At 60.4% G+C, this 13,572-nt stretch carries 14 protein-coding genes; 6 read left to right on the forward strand and 8 right to left on the reverse strand.

Annotated features, from left to right (window positions below):
- Window positions 1-109: 109 nt before the first annotated feature.
- Window positions 110-1,192 carry an SMP-30/gluconolactonase/LRE family protein gene (locus tag POI8812_RS15705; RefSeq protein ID WP_108783547.1) on the forward strand — a complete coding sequence of 361 codons (1,083 nt, stop codon included), beginning with the start codon at window positions 110-112 and terminating at the stop codon, window positions 1,190-1,192.
- Here the strand turns inward: POI8812_RS15705 and cbiB are convergent.
- From cbiB to POI8812_RS15720, 3 genes are all read right to left on the reverse strand, one after another.
- Entirely contained in the window at window positions 1,176-2,087 is a 912-nt protein-coding gene (gene cbiB, locus POI8812_RS15710; RefSeq protein WP_108783548.1) for an adenosylcobinamide-phosphate synthase CbiB, read from the reverse strand. The genes POI8812_RS15705 and cbiB overlap by 17 nt on opposite strands.
- Window positions 2,084-3,028 (reverse strand): aminotransferase class I/II-fold pyridoxal phosphate-dependent enzyme, encoded by a 945-nt coding sequence (locus POI8812_RS15715; RefSeq protein WP_108783549.1) that lies wholly within the window; start codon window positions 3,026-3,028, stop codon window positions 2,084-2,086. Before POI8812_RS15715 ends, cbiB begins: the two co-directional genes overlap by 4 nt.
- Before the next feature lie 269 nt (window positions 3,029-3,297).
- Entirely contained in the window at window positions 3,298-4,278 is a 981-nt protein-coding gene (locus POI8812_RS15720) for a glutathione S-transferase family protein (protein ID WP_108783550.1), read from the reverse strand.
- A gap of 233 nt (window positions 4,279-4,511) precedes the next feature.
- On the opposite strand from POI8812_RS15720, the gene POI8812_RS15725 reads away from it, so the two are divergent.
- Window positions 4,512-4,862: a hypothetical protein gene (locus POI8812_RS15725; RefSeq protein WP_108783551.1), complete on the forward strand. Its 351-nt coding sequence runs from the start codon at window positions 4,512-4,514 to the stop codon at window positions 4,860-4,862.
- On the opposite strand, the gene POI8812_RS15730 is transcribed toward POI8812_RS15725, so the two are convergent.
- The gene (locus POI8812_RS15730; RefSeq protein WP_211310416.1) at window positions 4,859-6,016 is read right to left on the reverse strand and encodes a YeeE/YedE family protein; all 1,158 of its coding nucleotides are present in this window, start codon (window positions 6,014-6,016) and stop codon (window positions 4,859-4,861) included. The genes POI8812_RS15725 and POI8812_RS15730 overlap by 4 nt on opposite strands.
- 135 nt (window positions 6,017-6,151) lie before the next feature.
- Between POI8812_RS15730 and POI8812_RS15735 the strand changes: the two genes are divergently transcribed.
- From POI8812_RS15735 to POI8812_RS15750, 4 genes are read left to right on the forward strand one after another with little or no spacing between them, the layout of a single operon-like run.
- Window positions 6,152-7,519 carry a tetratricopeptide repeat protein gene (locus tag POI8812_RS15735; protein ID WP_108783553.1) on the forward strand — a complete coding sequence of 456 codons (1,368 nt, stop codon included), beginning with the start codon at window positions 6,152-6,154 and terminating at the stop codon, window positions 7,517-7,519.
- Between the two features lie 10 nt (window positions 7,520-7,529).
- Entirely contained in the window at window positions 7,530-9,152 is a 1,623-nt protein-coding gene (locus POI8812_RS15740; protein WP_108783554.1) for an OpgC family protein, read from the forward strand.
- Window positions 9,149-9,850: a RibD family protein gene (locus POI8812_RS15745; RefSeq protein ID WP_108783555.1), complete on the forward strand. Its 702-nt coding sequence runs from the start codon at window positions 9,149-9,151 to the stop codon at window positions 9,848-9,850. Before POI8812_RS15740 ends, POI8812_RS15745 begins: the two co-directional genes overlap by 4 nt.
- Window positions 9,850-10,404, forward strand: coding sequence for a cytochrome b (locus POI8812_RS15750; protein ID WP_108783556.1), 555 nt, complete (start codon window positions 9,850-9,852; stop codon window positions 10,402-10,404). Before POI8812_RS15745 ends, POI8812_RS15750 begins: the two co-directional genes overlap by 1 nt.
- Before the next feature lie 4 nt (window positions 10,405-10,408).
- On the opposite strand, the gene POI8812_RS15755 is transcribed toward POI8812_RS15750, so the two are convergent.
- From POI8812_RS15755 to POI8812_RS15770, 4 genes are read right to left on the reverse strand one after another with little or no spacing between them, the layout of a single operon-like run.
- Complete coding sequence (locus POI8812_RS15755) at window positions 10,409-11,182, reverse strand: hypothetical protein (RefSeq protein ID WP_108783557.1); 774 nt, start codon at window positions 11,180-11,182, stop codon at window positions 10,409-10,411.
- Entirely contained in the window at window positions 11,179-12,195 is a 1,017-nt protein-coding gene (locus tag POI8812_RS15760) for a glycosyltransferase family 4 protein (RefSeq protein ID WP_108783558.1), read from the reverse strand. Before POI8812_RS15760 ends, POI8812_RS15755 begins: the two co-directional genes overlap by 4 nt.
- Window positions 12,192-12,584 (reverse strand): 6-pyruvoyl trahydropterin synthase family protein, encoded by a 393-nt coding sequence (locus tag POI8812_RS15765; protein ID WP_108783559.1) that lies wholly within the window; start codon window positions 12,582-12,584, stop codon window positions 12,192-12,194. The genes POI8812_RS15760 and POI8812_RS15765 overlap by 4 nt, the downstream gene beginning before the upstream one ends.
- An 11-nt stretch (window positions 12,585-12,595) precedes the next feature.
- Window positions 12,596-13,552: a zinc-dependent alcohol dehydrogenase gene (locus tag POI8812_RS15770; RefSeq protein ID WP_108783789.1), complete on the reverse strand. Its 957-nt coding sequence runs from the start codon at window positions 13,550-13,552 to the stop codon at window positions 12,596-12,598.
- Window positions 13,553-13,572: the final 20 nt, after the last annotated feature.

Here is a 13,572-nt window from a genome sequence, read left to right on the forward strand (position 1 = left end):
CTTGTGCGACCTCATGTCGTGACTTTGCGAAAGCATTTCAAGCGGAACGCTTGATCCCAACAGTCGCGCGGACCACCATAGGCGGCATCAATTGCCCGGGTGCCCCATCATGTACCGCTTCGTGCGCTATACCGCCTTTCTCATTCTTGCGTTTCTTGCCGCAGTCTATCTGACGTTTTGGCCCACTGGAATTGCGCCCGTTGCGTGGGAGGCGTCGGACGATCCGGGGCTGACCGGCATGTTCGAGCCAAACCCCGATCTTGCCGCGCTCGATATTCTCGTGCCGGGGGAGGAACACGGACCAGAGGATCTGGCACTCGGGCCGAATGGCGATATCTGGACGACGACCGCTGAAGGCGGACTGTGGCGGATGGCGCCTGATGCGCTGGAACTGAGTTACGTCGGCCCACTGGCCGGACGACCGCTTGGGTTAGAGTTCGGGCCCGACGGTGCGCTTTATATCGCAGACAGCTATTTGGGCCTGCTGCGGTGGACCCCTGATGGCGGCTCCGAAGTTCTGGTGGATGAAATTGGCGGTATTCCTCTGCGCTATGCCAACCAGATCGATGTTGCGTCGGATGGAACGGTCTATTTCAGCGTTTCGACATGGCGGCACGACCCTGAAGCTTTGGGCGGTACCCTCGCCTCGTCTGTTATCGATCTTTGGGAGCATCGGCTGACAGGGTCGGTCTGGAGCTGGAAAGATGGCGAGATTGCCGAGGTGGCGCGTGGCTTCAGCTTTGCAAACGGTATCGCACTGACCCCGGATGAAAGCGCTCTGCTTCTGGCGGAAACCGGTGGCTATCGGATTTGGCGGATCGCACTGGGCGCCGATGGCCCGGGGGAACCGGAGGTCATTCTGGACGCGTTGCCGGGATTTCCGGACAACATTCAGGCGCAGGGCGATGGCACGTTCTGGGTTGGTATCGTCTCTCCCCGCCGGGCGATCGCGGATATGCTGGGCCCTTATCCGGGCTTGCGCAATGTGATCTGGCGGTTGCCCGAGGCTGTCCGTCCCAAGCCCGTGTTGCACGGTATCCTGATGCGGATCGACGCGAACGGCGAAGTGCTGGACGTGATGCAGGATCCTGACGGCGGTATGCACACCGTCACCGGAGGTCTGATCGTCGGCGAAAGACTGTTTGTCAGCTCGCTCAGCTCTGCCGGACTGGGCGTTATGCCAAGACCATAAGGACGAAAAGCACGCCCAGCCCGATGGCCCAGCTGCGCCACATGATGCGCACGGCTGCGCGAATATGCGTGTGGTCGAGCTCTCTTTGTCCCGAAGCGTTCAGGTAGGGATCAGTCGACGGACCTTCCTCATATTGGCGGGGGCCGGACAAGGCGACGCCAAGCGTTGCAGCCATGGCGCTTTCCGGCCAGCCCGCATTGGGGGAACGGTGTTTGCCTGCATCTGCCCAGACGACGGACCACACGGCACGTGGCTGGCCGCTGGCCAATGCAATCAGTCCTGCCGTCAGACGGGCCGGGATCAGGTTCAGCACGTCGTCCAGCCGCGCAGCAGCCCAGCCAAATTCAGCGTGGCGTGGCGTGCGGTATCCAATCATGCTGTCAGCGGTGTTTACGACCTTATAGATCAGAAGGCCCGGCAAGCCGCCGACAAGAAACCAGAAGGCCGGGGCGATGACACCGTCTGAAAGGTTCTCCGCGCCGCTCTCGATTGCCGAACGGGCTATGCCCGATTGGTCCAGCGTCTCGGTCTTTCGCCCGACGATCATGGCAACCGCACGCCGCCCTGCGTCCAGTCCCTTATCAAGACTGTCTGCCACGGCGAGGACATGCTCACTCAGGCTGCGCTGTGCCAACAGAATTGCGGCGACAATCGCTTCGATGAGAACGCCGGGCACGGCCACCAGGATGGAGCCGATCAGCCAAGCGCCAAGAACCAGCAACATCACTGCACCGACACCCTTCGCTTTGCGGGCGCTTCCGCTGTTCAGTTGCCTGTCGAGGGCACCGACCGCACGTCCCATCAATGCAGCTGGGTGCGGGATCCGGTGCCACAGAACGTCCGGCTCTCCAAACATGGCATCGAGGATCAGCGCAATCAGGAGGACGGCAATCATGCCAATGCCCTCTTCAACCGCTCAAAATCTTCACCAGGCGCGGGCAGCCCAATGCGCAGCCAGCCGGGCGCATAGTCGAAGGTCCGGGTCCAGATGCGGTGATGGGCAAGCTTTGCCTGCCATGCCCTGCCGTCCCGGACATCGTAGAGCCGAAAGAGGGTGGTTCCGCCAATGCAGCGTCCGCCACAGGTTTCGACCAATTGATCCAGCCGGTCCGCGTCCTGCTGCAGGCGGCGTCGGGTTTGCGCGATCCAGTCCAAGTCCGAAAGCGCACGCGCCGCGATGTGCAAGGCAGGGCCGGAGGCGTGCCACGGGCCGAGGGCCTGGCGCAGCGCCTCTGCATGGTCAGGATCACAGATCGCGAATCCAAGGCGCACGCCCGCCAGCCCCCAAAACTTGCCAAAGCTCTTTAGCACGATTGCCGGTCGTGGCATGGCCGCAAGGCTATCGACGCCGACATCCGCGAAACTCTCGTCCACAATGGCCAACGGGGCAGATTCAAAATCATTCTCTTGCCGCAAGGCGCCGTCAGGATTGTTTGGGTGAACGCCAACGATCACATCGGATGCATTGCCTGGATCATTCACGAGCCAGCCCGCCTGCGCGAAGGCTTTTGCATGTTCCGAATAGGTGGGTTCCAGAACGCGGACTGTCTTTCCGGACAGGATGCGGGGCAGGGCCGCGATGATGGCACTTGCGCCCGAGGCCAGAACCACGTCCTTCCCGGAAGGGACATGCCAAAGGGTCCTCGCCGCGTCGATCACGGCTTGGTATGCGGGTGTGTCTGGAAGGGCTGTCCACGCTGCCGGGGGAATGTCCCCGACCGGATAGGCCACCGGATTTATGCCTGTGGACAGGTCCAACCACGCGCCCGGTTCGCCGCCGAAAAGCGCGGATGCGCGCATCAGGTCGCCGCCATGAAGATGAGAGACTTGCACCATCCGGGCCGCGTCCTAATTTAGGTGTAATTGTTGCGAAGTTTTATCGGCTACCGTTGACATGTGCCAGTGAAACCGGTCAGCAATACAGGACCCCAGGGGGCTGGGGTGTGAATGGCAAAAATCTGAGATTACCGGTATCGTTTTACCGCATTTCGTGCAGCAGAACCGTACCGGACCTATGGTCCAGATGTCGTTCCGTGGGGTGCGGCGGTTCTTGCGGGGGCAAGATCAAACTGCCGCACCTCATTTTTTCCGAGTGGATGATCAGATTACGCAGCGTCGCGCCCGTGCGGCTCGTTCCAGTCGATTTCCGGCCCGATCGGCACGATCCGATAAGGATTAATGCTCTCATGGCTGACGTGATAATGTCGGATGATGTGGTCCAGATTGACGGTCTCCGCCACGCCCGGCCATTGATAGAGTTCGCGCGTGTAGGCCCATAGGTTTGGATACTCGATCAGCTTGGCGCGGTTGCACTTGAAGTGCCCGTGATAGACCGCGTCGAAGCGGAAGAGTGTCACGACAAGGCGCCAGTCCGCCTCGGTTATCTGCGCGCCCATCAAATAGCGATTTGTGGCGAGGCGCTTTTCGAGCCAGTCCATCGTCTCGCTCAGAGGGACGACCGCTGCGTCGTAGGCGGCCTGTGAGCCAGCGAAGCCGGATTTGTACACCCCGTTGTTGAGCGTGTGGTAAATCCGCTCGTTCACTTCCTCGATTTCGTCGCGCATCTCTTCTGGCCAGAAATCCAGAGTGTTGCCCGTCAGATCATTGAATGCCGAGTTGAACATCCTGATGATCTCGGAGCTTTCGTTCGACACGATCTGCGCCGTCTGCTTGTCCCACAGGATCGGCACCGTGACCCGACCCGTCACGTCAGGCTGTGACGCCTGATAAATCTCACGGGCATAGCGCTTGCCCATCAACGTATCGCCTGTTGCGCCGGGATAGCTGTCGTCAAACGTCCAGCCATCATCATACATATCGGGATGAACGACAGAGATATCGATATGCTGCGTCAGGTCTTTCAGAGCGCGGAAAATCAGCGTCCGGTGGGCCCATGGACAGGCATAAGAGACATAGAGATGATACCTGCCGCTTTCCGCTTTGAAGCCACCGGTCCCTGTGGGGCCGGGCGCGCCATCTGACGTGATCCAGTTCCGAAAGGATGAAGGCTGACGATTGAATGCGCCGCCATCTTTGTTTTGAACCACATCATCCGTGATCCACTCACCATCCACCAGCTTACCCATGTCGCTCTCCTCTCGAACACTTGTGTGGGAGATGTGGCCGCATGGGTGTGTTGCAATGGCCTAGATTGGCTCAAACTGTTTCGAATTTCGATACAGCGCCGCGGTGTCACAGGAAATTAACACTGTTCCCGGAAGAATCTGAGATAGTGCGCGAAAGAATCGGTCGCGGCGGTTGAAACCAATCGAGTCCGGTGCACGTTCGAAGCAGGCAAGGGCCGGCAAAAGGTGACGACATGGATGTTTATGTTCCAAAGCAGATCGCAGATGAGATTGTGCGTCAGGCAAATGCGGAAAACAAACGTCGCACCGCGATGGAGGTGGCTGACGCGAATGGTCAGATCATCCCGCTTTTGTCGTTCGGGCCAGAGGGCTTTTCGGTTGCCGATGATGCACCCCGACTGCGCGGAGAGGTGAAGATCAAGCAGGGTTCACGCCATATCCTTGATTGCCTGATCGTCGCGGCGACAGCTGAACCGGGCGCGATAGTCTATGAATACAAGCGGCGCACGCATGTTCTGGCAGGCCAGCCGCTGGACTATGTCTCTGACCGCGTGCGCCCAATCGGCCTGATCGAGCGCGGCTAGATTCTCGCCGGGCCGGTGCGGGCTATGGGATCGGTATCTACTCCGAGCCACACTCTGAGCCGCGTGCCCAGGAACGACCCTGCAAATCCCCAGATCAGCCACCAGACACCGTGCAGCGATCCGCTGGTCAATCCGCCGAGATATGCGCCAATATTGCAGCCATAGGCCAGCCGTGCGCCATATCCCATCAAGAGACCGCCTATTATCGCGGTCATCAGATCCCGTCCGCTCAACTGCCACTTTGGTGCAAAACGTCCGGCGACGCAGGCCGCAATCAGCGCGCCCAGGATGATTCCGACATTCGAGGCATTGGTACGACTTGATAGTGGTCCGCCCTCAACATGGCCGCTGCGCCATCCGCTCCAATAAGTCCATGTGAGCGGGTCTGCGCCAAGGCTATCGACGGCCTGCGCGCCCCAGACGGCAAAGCCATAGGTTATGCCCCAGGGCCGCCCCGTAATCAGAAGGAAGGCGAGCGTGACCGCGGCCAGCAGGACTGCACCGGTCCAGATACTCCAGACGGAATTGCCGTGTCCCCGTTCCAAGTTGCCGTGATGGCTTTTTTCCAGCCAGACACTTGTGGCCCAGATCGCGGCGAACAGGCCCAGCATCATTGCCACTGCGCCCGGTGCTCCAAAGGTGCGGATCAGCGACGTCCCAGAGTTGGTGCGTGGCAAGGCCGCCCAGAAATCCCAATGAGCCGTGGCCCAAACACTGCCGCCTATGAAGAAGGCGAGCACTACGATCATACGGGTGGAGCCGCCGCCGACAGTGAACAGCGTGCCGGACGCACAGCCTGATCCCAACTGCATTCCGACGCCAAAGACAAAGGCGCCGAATGCGGATGCGAGACCGAGTGGCAGGATCGTGCCGCGTACGTCCTGGCCCATGAACGAACCAGTTGCCAGAACGGGGTATGCGACAAGGATAACAATTCCCAGCAGGAGCATCTGCGCGCGCAGGCCCCGGCCGCGCCGGTTCAGCACCATATTGCGCCAGCCAGCGGTAAACCCGAAGCTGGCATTATAAAGCACCACACCGGCGGCCAGACCGATGGTCATCGAGATCAGGTGCCCTGACCCCTCCTCCCAATAGGCGTAGATGGCCAGAGAGATTGTAACAATTGAGGCAAAAATCAGGGCTTTTCTGTTCATAAACCGTGCATAACCCATGTTTTGGGGCTCTGTCTGGTCACGGGCACGTTATCTCACCCAATGGTGAAGTGGGCTTTGCGCGGCAGTAGGATATGTACGATTCAACCACAAATTCGAGCGGATGGATTCCTGCCCATGCAAACCGACATCAACGGATGTGACATCAGCCTCAAGACCCAAGATGCCGTCGCTCAATGGAATGCGATGCAGCGGGCTTTCCTGTCGCATGGGGCCGCGACGCCAGAGCTGCTCGGGGCGGTTCTGAAAGCCGAGCCTGAATTTGCACTCGGCCATGCCGTCAAAGGTTTGCTCTATCTATCGCTTGGGCGTAGCGAATTGCGCCCGACGGTGATGGAAGCGCTCGAATTGGCGCAAAACGCGGCGGCTCAGGGTGATGTCACTGCCCGTGAACGTCGGTTTATCGTGGCACTTGGTCTTGCCGTTGAAGGGCATATGGGACGGGCCGCTGCCGTGCTGGACGATGTCGTACGCACAACATCGGGCGATGCGCTGGCAATGAAGCTGGTCCAGGCCCTGCGTTTCATGTTGGGCGATGCAGCAGGCATGCGCGCCAGCATCGTTCTGGCGAAACCCGGATTTGCCGGCGATCATTCATTCCGCGGTTTTGTTCTGGGGTGCGAGGCCTTCGCGCTGGAAGAAACCGGTGACTATGCGGGCGCTGAACGAGCGGGGCGCGCAGGGCTCGAACTCGCGCCAGATGACGCGTGGGGGCTGCATGCCGTGGCCCATGTTCATGACATGACGGGACGTGCCGAAGATGGCGTGCGTTGGCTTGCTGGCCGGTCTTCTCACTGGGCGCATTGCAACAATTTCGGCTATCACGTCTGGTGGCACCTGGCGCTGTTCCATCTGGATCGTGGCGCCTATGGCCCGGTTCTTGAGCTCTATGATCGCAAGGTGCGGCCCACACAGACCGATGATTTCCGCGACATTTCAAACGCTGCCTCACTTCTGTATCGGCTAGAAGTGGAGGGCGTCGATGTCGGCACCCGTTGGGAAGAGTTGGCAGAGCTTTCGGCCAACCGGATCGATGATGGTGCGCTTATTTTCGCGGACCTGCACTATCTGATGGCCTTGGCTGCAACGGATCGCGGTGCCGAGCTGGAGACGATGACACAGCGCATCGCCCGTGATGCGGCCTCGATGGAACATGATCAGCACGAGGTCGCGGCGCTTACCGGCCTGCCGATGGCGCAGGGCCTGCTCGCACTGCGCGATGGCCACTATGGTCTCGCGGCGCAACAGTTGCAGCATGGTCTGGCGTTTTTGCCACGCGCGGGTGGCAGCCACGCACAGCGCGATGTGTTCTGGCGTCTGGCCGTTGAGGCGACATTGAAGGCCGGGGACTGTTCGGGTGCTGAAACGCTTTTGACACGTCGTGTGCTGGATCGCGGAGCCGAGGACGGCTATACCGCTCGCAGGCGGGAGCAGATCGCCGCACGCCGTGCCGATCTCGCCGCCGCTGGTATTGCTGCTGAGTGAGTATACTGACATGACGAGCAATTCTGCCGCCCCTGCTGGCAATGCAGCGGATGTACCGGGCACGCCCGCGACGAAGGTGCGCGATCCGCGTCTCGACTTCTTCCGCGGGGTTGCGATGTTCATCATCCTTCTGGCCCATACCCCGGGAAACGCGTGGACATTGTGGATCCCCGCGCGGTTCGGATTTTCCGACGGTGCCGATATATTTGTGTTCTGTTCCGGGATGGCATCAGCACTGGCATTTGGCGCAATTTTTGCCAAGCGGGGCTGGTGGCTGGGCGCGGCGCGTATCGCGCACCGGATCTGGCAGGTTTACTGGGCGCATATCTGCGTTTTCCTCGTCACTGCAATTATGCTGTTCACCATCGATCACCTTGGGATCGGCAATAAGGACACGCCCTACATCACCTCCCCCTATGTCGTGCCGTTCTTCAACGAAACGGGCGAAGCGATGCTGGGACTGCTCACCCTGACTTATGTGCCGGGGCTTTTTGACATCCTGCCGATGTATATCGTGATCCTCGCGATGATCCCGGCCTTGATGTTCATTCATCGTATTGCCGGTGTGCCTGCCGTTCTGGCGGCGATGGCGCTGCTTTGGCTAGGCTCGAATCTCGCGGGTTGGGCCTATCAGGTCGATGATCCGGCCGTGCTGGGCGGCTTGGGCTCTTTTATCTACAGTGTAGGCAGCACGCTTGATTTTCTGAACCTGCCGTCCAACCCATTCGGCAATGGGCGATGGTTCTTCAACCCGTTCGCGTGGCAGCTGATCTTTTTCACTGGCTTCTGTTTCGGCATGAAATGGCTTCCGGCCCCGCCGGTTAACCGGACATTGATCATCATCGCTGCGACCTACGTGATCCTCGTGATCCCCTTTGCATGGTTCAAGATCCACCGCGGACTGTACCTGCCCGATGATTGGGCGATCCAGAACTTCATTGAAGAGACGCGGGCTGCCATCCGTCCGCTTTGGTGGAAGACGGAGCAGGGTGCCTTGCGCTATCTGCACTTCCTTGCGGTCGCCTATCTGGCCTGGGTTGCCGTCGGTCCGATGGGTGCGCGTCTCAGCACTGGGTTCCGCGCGCCCGGCGCTGTCGGCAGATTTGGCTTGATCATCGCCGCCGTCGTTTTCGTCGCCACGATCCCCTACAATTATGTCGAATGGATCATGGTCTATGCACCGCCGCTGAACGACTTCATCGTATGGCTGTTCGACCCTGTCGCCACGTCCATATTCGGCACAAACCTTTTTGCCGATCCTGAGAAGATCGGAATGCTTCAGATTGCCCATGGCCTTGCAGCGATCGTGCTGATCTGGGCCGCGATCGGGCCAGAGCGTCGCCATTGGATGACCCATGATCTGGTGCAGAGGGTCGTGCCGGTTGTGCGGAAGGTCGGCACGCAGAGCCTCGCCGTCTTCATGCTGTCCATTCCATTGTCGCGGTTCAACGGCTTCCTGCTCGACCTGATCGGTCGGGAGTGGTGGAGCTGGTGGCTGGTCCATATGTGGGGCGCGGCCTGCCTGATCGCTTGCGCCTATTTCGTCGGGTGGATCAAGGGGCAGCCTTGGCGGGTCCCGCGCAAGCCAGCCCCAGTATCCGCGTCCAGCGCGAAACCGGTGCCTGCCCAATGAACGCAACACCGCAGCGCACCCTTGCCCCACTTGTGCCGGAGCGGTTCCGGGATGGACCGGTCGTGATCGCGCAGCTGGGCCAGACCCTCGACGGGCGGATCGCAACCGTGACCGGTGCCTCCAAATACATCAACGGGACAAGTGCACTCGACCATCTTCACCGTTTGCGGGCGGAGGTTGACGCCGTGCTCGTCGGTGTTGGTACCGCCATCGCGGATGACCCGCAGCTGACAGTGCGTCGCGTGGATGGGGCGCATCCCGTCCGCGTAGTGGTCGACCCGAATGGGCGTTCGCCGCAACATCTGACGATGTTTTCGGATGGTGAGGCGCCGGTCCTTGTCATCACCAAACCGGGTGTGCGCACGCCTGAAGGTGTCGAGCACCTTGAAATCGCCCCTGATCCGTCGGGCACGTTGCCACCATCTGCAATCATTGCAGCTTTGGCGGCACGCGGGTTGAACCGCGTTCTGGTTGAAGGTGGCGCAGATACGCTTGCCCGCTTCATTGATGCGGACAGCGTGGACTTGCTTCACATCCTGATGGCGCCCATGATCCTCGGATCGGGGAAATCCGGTCTTCTGCTCAACCCGGTGGAACGGCTGGACGAGGCCCGCAGGCCAGAAACGCGGGTGCATGTGTTCGAGGACGGAGATGTCCTGTTCACCTGTGACTTGCGCCGCAATTGGGAGAGATCGTAATGACCACCAACACCTATTCGCGCACAAGACGCTTTTTGCACTGGAGTATCGCGATCCTCGTGATTGCAATGATCCCGGCGGGCAGCATTTTCACCGATTTCGACAATCGTGCGGCGATTGAGGCGACGTTTGGGGAGGGGTCATTCGGCTTTTTCTATGACATGCACAAGAGTGTCGGGTTCCTTGTGCTGTTCCTGATGGTCGCGCGGATCGCTATGATCTTCATCCATCCAAAGCCGGACTATGACCCCGAACTGACCAAACCAGAGAAGGCAGGGTCCGGTGCTGTGCATGGCCTGCTCTACCTCGTGCTGATTGCAATGCCGATTCTCGGCTGGGCGGGTGTGAGCGCGTTTGATGCACCACTTCCGGTGTTCGGCCTGTTCGACATGCCTGCCATTCTTGAAAAGGATCGGGAGCTTTCGCGCACCCTTCTCGATTGGCACGAGATCGTGGGCAAGGTCATCATCGGCCTTGTTGTCGTGCACATCGCCGCCGCGCTCTTCCATCAGTTTGTGAAGAAAGACGGGCTTATCCGGCGTATGTTAGGCTAACAGCCTAAACGGGCGGCAGGGCCAGAAGGTCGAGATGACCAATCTCGACATGGCTCGCCGCCAGACGACCCTCGGCCCAATCAGACAAAGCCTGCGCAGGCAGTGCGCCGGTTTCCTCAACGGCTTGAATGCTACCCGCAGCCAGCTCTCGTATCAGTGGGCCATCCTCTGGCGCCAATCGCCAATCGCTGCGGGCGATGGAGACATTCCAGCCGCGTGCGGCCAAGCGCTCCGCCAGGTAAGTTGTGGCATCTGGCCCAAGGGCCGCACCAAATCCTTTGTCCCCGGCCTGATGCGCGTGAAATGCTGCAAGTGCCCGTTCTTCGTGTGGGGGGGCGGGGCGCCACGTTTCCTTGCCATCGTAGCTCAACGCCATGTACAGCGCCGTTCGGTCGGGTAGGCCGTCGGCAAGGGCGTCGAGCCATTGGGCTGATGCCAGATCGATCAACGCCGATCCGCTGACAAGGTCAGGATCGGTTTTCCAAACCTCATCAAGCTGCGTGGCCAGATCGAGCGGCAAACCCTCAGCAACGCGCGGGTCATCCCCGTGCGCGGCCCACAGTCGTGTCAGAAGGCCGCGGTCAATCTCCACCATTGTCCAGCGCCCCGGCACCGCTTCTGCCAGTGCGCGGAAGGTGGAACCAGTCCCCGATCCCAGATCTGTGATCCTCAGGGAGCGACCGGCACCCCATTCGGCCAGCTTGCGGACAAGCCCTGCATCCCGCGCGGCATGGTCGGCAGGTTCCCGCAGGCTAAGCCAGTCGGCAGAAAAACTCATTGAGCGATCCTTTTGATTGTTGCGGCGAACAGGGCTGCCTGATCGGACCAGCTTGGCAGGGTCAGGGCATGCGCCCGTGCCGCTGCCGCCATCCGTGTCGCCTGATCCTGGGATGTGAGCAGCGCGCGTAGCCGGTCCCCAAGTGCTACAACGTCGCCGGGTTCGACGATATGTCCGGCGGCACCTGGCACAACATCCGGCACGGCACCTCCGGCACAGGCAAGTATGGGCAATCCGGCCATCATCGCCTCGGCAAAGACCATGCCATATCCCTCATAGTGCGTCGGAAGCACGAAGAGGTCCGCGCCCGCCAGCATCTCATCACGTGCTTTGTCAGAGACGGGACCACGCCGCGTGATCCGTGCGCCAAGACCTGAGGCCGCGATGACCTCCTCAATCCGGTTGAGCCAGGCTTCATCCGGCTCGGCCCCCGCCCACACCGCCTGCCATGGTAGGTCTGCGACCCGTTCCAACGCACCAAGCAGGACATCATGGCCCTTGCGTGGCGTGAATGATGCAAGTGTCAGCAAGGTTGGCGGGGTATTGCCGCGCGCCGCGACTGGGCGCAGCGCAATCCCCGGCTCAATCACGACAGGGTCGTTCACATCGAATTGCGTGCGCAGGATCTGCCCCGTCCGTTCGCTCGTCGTGATCACGGCAGCGCAGGCGGAAAGTGCCGCACGCTCGCTCTCCATCAGGCGGGTCGCTTGATCTGGGGCGAGACCTGTTTCCAGTCCCAACGGGTGATGGCACAAGGCAATGATAGGTCGGTTGAGGCTGTTCAGCAGCGCGGCAGGCAAAACCCCCAACGCAAGTCCGTCGATCACAATCGGTCCGGTGCCTGCAAGCTCGCGCGCGGCGCGTTCCAGCGCCGCGTTGTCCGGGTCGAGGCCAAGATCCGTCAGGTGCACAAGCTCCAGCTCGGGCAGGGCCGCGAGCATCGCGCGATCATAGCCGTAGCCACCTGTGGGAAGGTTCAGATCACCGGGAATGGCAAATGCGCCAAGGCTCACAAAGGCGCCTCATACCAAGCCTTTGCCACGTGGCTTTCGTTGAGCGTAATGCGCAGCGCGCTCAATCCCTCAGACCCAGGACCCAGCGCGCCCTCACGCGCGGCAGACGCAATCGCCCCATGAATATGGCGGCACAGAAACTCTGTCGTCGTGACTTCCCCGGGGAAGACCTCGTCCAGATTGGCATAGTTGAGCGGTCCCAGGACGTCTTTCAGAACATCATGGGCCCGGCCCATATCAACAACGATGTTATCAGCGCTCAACGTCTCGCGCAAAAAGCAGACATCGACCACGAAAGTGGCGCCATGCATCTTCTGTGCTGGGCCAAATACCTCTCCCTTCAGGGAATGGGCGATCATGATGTGATCGCGGACTTCAACGGCAAACATCTTGTGTCCTTTCAATAGGTGATGACGGTTGCGATGCCCTCTGCGCCAGCTGCCAATCTGGCTGGCAACAGGGTGGGGGTCTCGCGAAACGGAATACGGTGGGTGATCAGAGTGTCGAGCGCAGGATCGTCGAGCAGCCCGATTGCGGTGGCCATCCGCTGGGCATGGTTTGTCGAGGCGCGGCGCGAGGGGGCAACGGCCCCGACTTGCGAACAGCGAATGGTCAGGCGATTGGCGTGAAAGGCGCCCCCAAGAGGTACCGAAACTGGCCTGTCGCCAAACCAGCTCATCTCGATCACTTGGCCCTCGAAGCCAAGCGCGTTGATCGCCGTTGCAAGCCCGGCATCATTCGCGGAGCAGTGGAACGCGGTGGGCACATCCGTTGGCGCCGCGTCTGGATGGCAAAAGGCCAATCCGAGCGCCTGCGCAATCTCTTCTCGTGCTGGATCAATGTCGATCAGTGTGACGTCGGCCCCGCCAATGCGGCTTGCAAGATAGGCCGTCAGACAGCCCACCAGCCCCGCGCCGACTACGATCACCGGGGTGTTTCGTTGTAATTCGCTATCCCAGATCGCATTCAGCGCCGTTTCCATATTCGCGGCCAACGTTGCACGCTCCACCGGCAAATCCGGGGGCAGTAACGCCAGACTGTCCCGTGTCGCCCGGATATGGGTTTGGTGGGGGTTGAGCGAAAAAGCATGCGCCCCGATCAGGTCCTGCGGGCCTTCAATAACCCTTGCCACATTGGCATATCCGTATTTCACGGGGAACGAGAAATGCCCCTCCATCCAGGGCAAGGCCATGCGGTCATATTCGCTTTCTGGCACTTTCCCTTCGAAGACCAATCGCTCGGTTCCGCGCGACACACCAGAGGCGAGGGTCTGCAAGATCACATCTCCCTCACCAAGTTGTGCACGCCGCAGTGCGACATGACCCTCGCCAAGATACCAAACCCCGTCTATTTCCATTGAGAACGCCTTTCGCAATG

It is taken from the genome of Pontivivens insulae (genome assembly GCF_900302495.1).
Taxonomy (GTDB): domain Bacteria; phylum Pseudomonadota; class Alphaproteobacteria; order Rhodobacterales; family Rhodobacteraceae; genus Pontivivens; species Pontivivens insulae.

Coding starts and splice junctions, on each gene's coding strand:
- POI8812_RS15705 (WP_108783547.1), top strand. CDS start 110: ATGTACCGCTTCGTGCGCTATACCGCCTTTCTCATTCTTGCGTTTCTT.
- cbiB (WP_108783548.1), bottom strand. CDS start 2,087: ATGATTGCCGTCCTCCTGATTGCGCTGATCCTCGATGCCATGTTTGGA.
- POI8812_RS15715 (WP_108783549.1), bottom strand. CDS start 3,028: ATGGTGCAAGTCTCTCATCTTCATGGCGGCGACCTGATGCGCGCATCC.
- POI8812_RS15720 (WP_108783550.1), bottom strand. CDS start 4,278: ATGGGTAAGCTGGTGGATGGTGAGTGGATCACGGATGATGTGGTTCAA.
- POI8812_RS15725 (WP_108783551.1), top strand. CDS start 4,512: ATGGATGTTTATGTTCCAAAGCAGATCGCAGATGAGATTGTGCGTCAG.
- POI8812_RS15730 (WP_211310416.1), bottom strand. CDS start 6,016: ATGAACAGAAAAGCCCTGATTTTTGCCTCAATTGTTACAATCTCTCTG.
- POI8812_RS15735 (WP_108783553.1), top strand. CDS start 6,152: ATGCAAACCGACATCAACGGATGTGACATCAGCCTCAAGACCCAAGAT.
- POI8812_RS15740 (WP_108783554.1), top strand. CDS start 7,530: ATGACGAGCAATTCTGCCGCCCCTGCTGGCAATGCAGCGGATGTACCG.
- POI8812_RS15745 (WP_108783555.1), top strand. CDS start 9,149: ATGAACGCAACACCGCAGCGCACCCTTGCCCCACTTGTGCCGGAGCGG.
- POI8812_RS15750 (WP_108783556.1), top strand. CDS start 9,850: ATGACCACCAACACCTATTCGCGCACAAGACGCTTTTTGCACTGGAGT.
- POI8812_RS15755 (WP_108783557.1), bottom strand. CDS start 11,182: ATGAGTTTTTCTGCCGACTGGCTTAGCCTGCGGGAACCTGCCGACCAT.
- POI8812_RS15765 (WP_108783559.1), bottom strand. CDS start 12,584: ATGTTTGCCGTTGAAGTCCGCGATCACATCATGATCGCCCATTCCCTG.
- POI8812_RS15770 (WP_108783789.1), bottom strand. CDS start 13,552: ATGGAAATAGACGGGGTTTGGTATCTTGGCGAGGGTCATGTCGCACTG.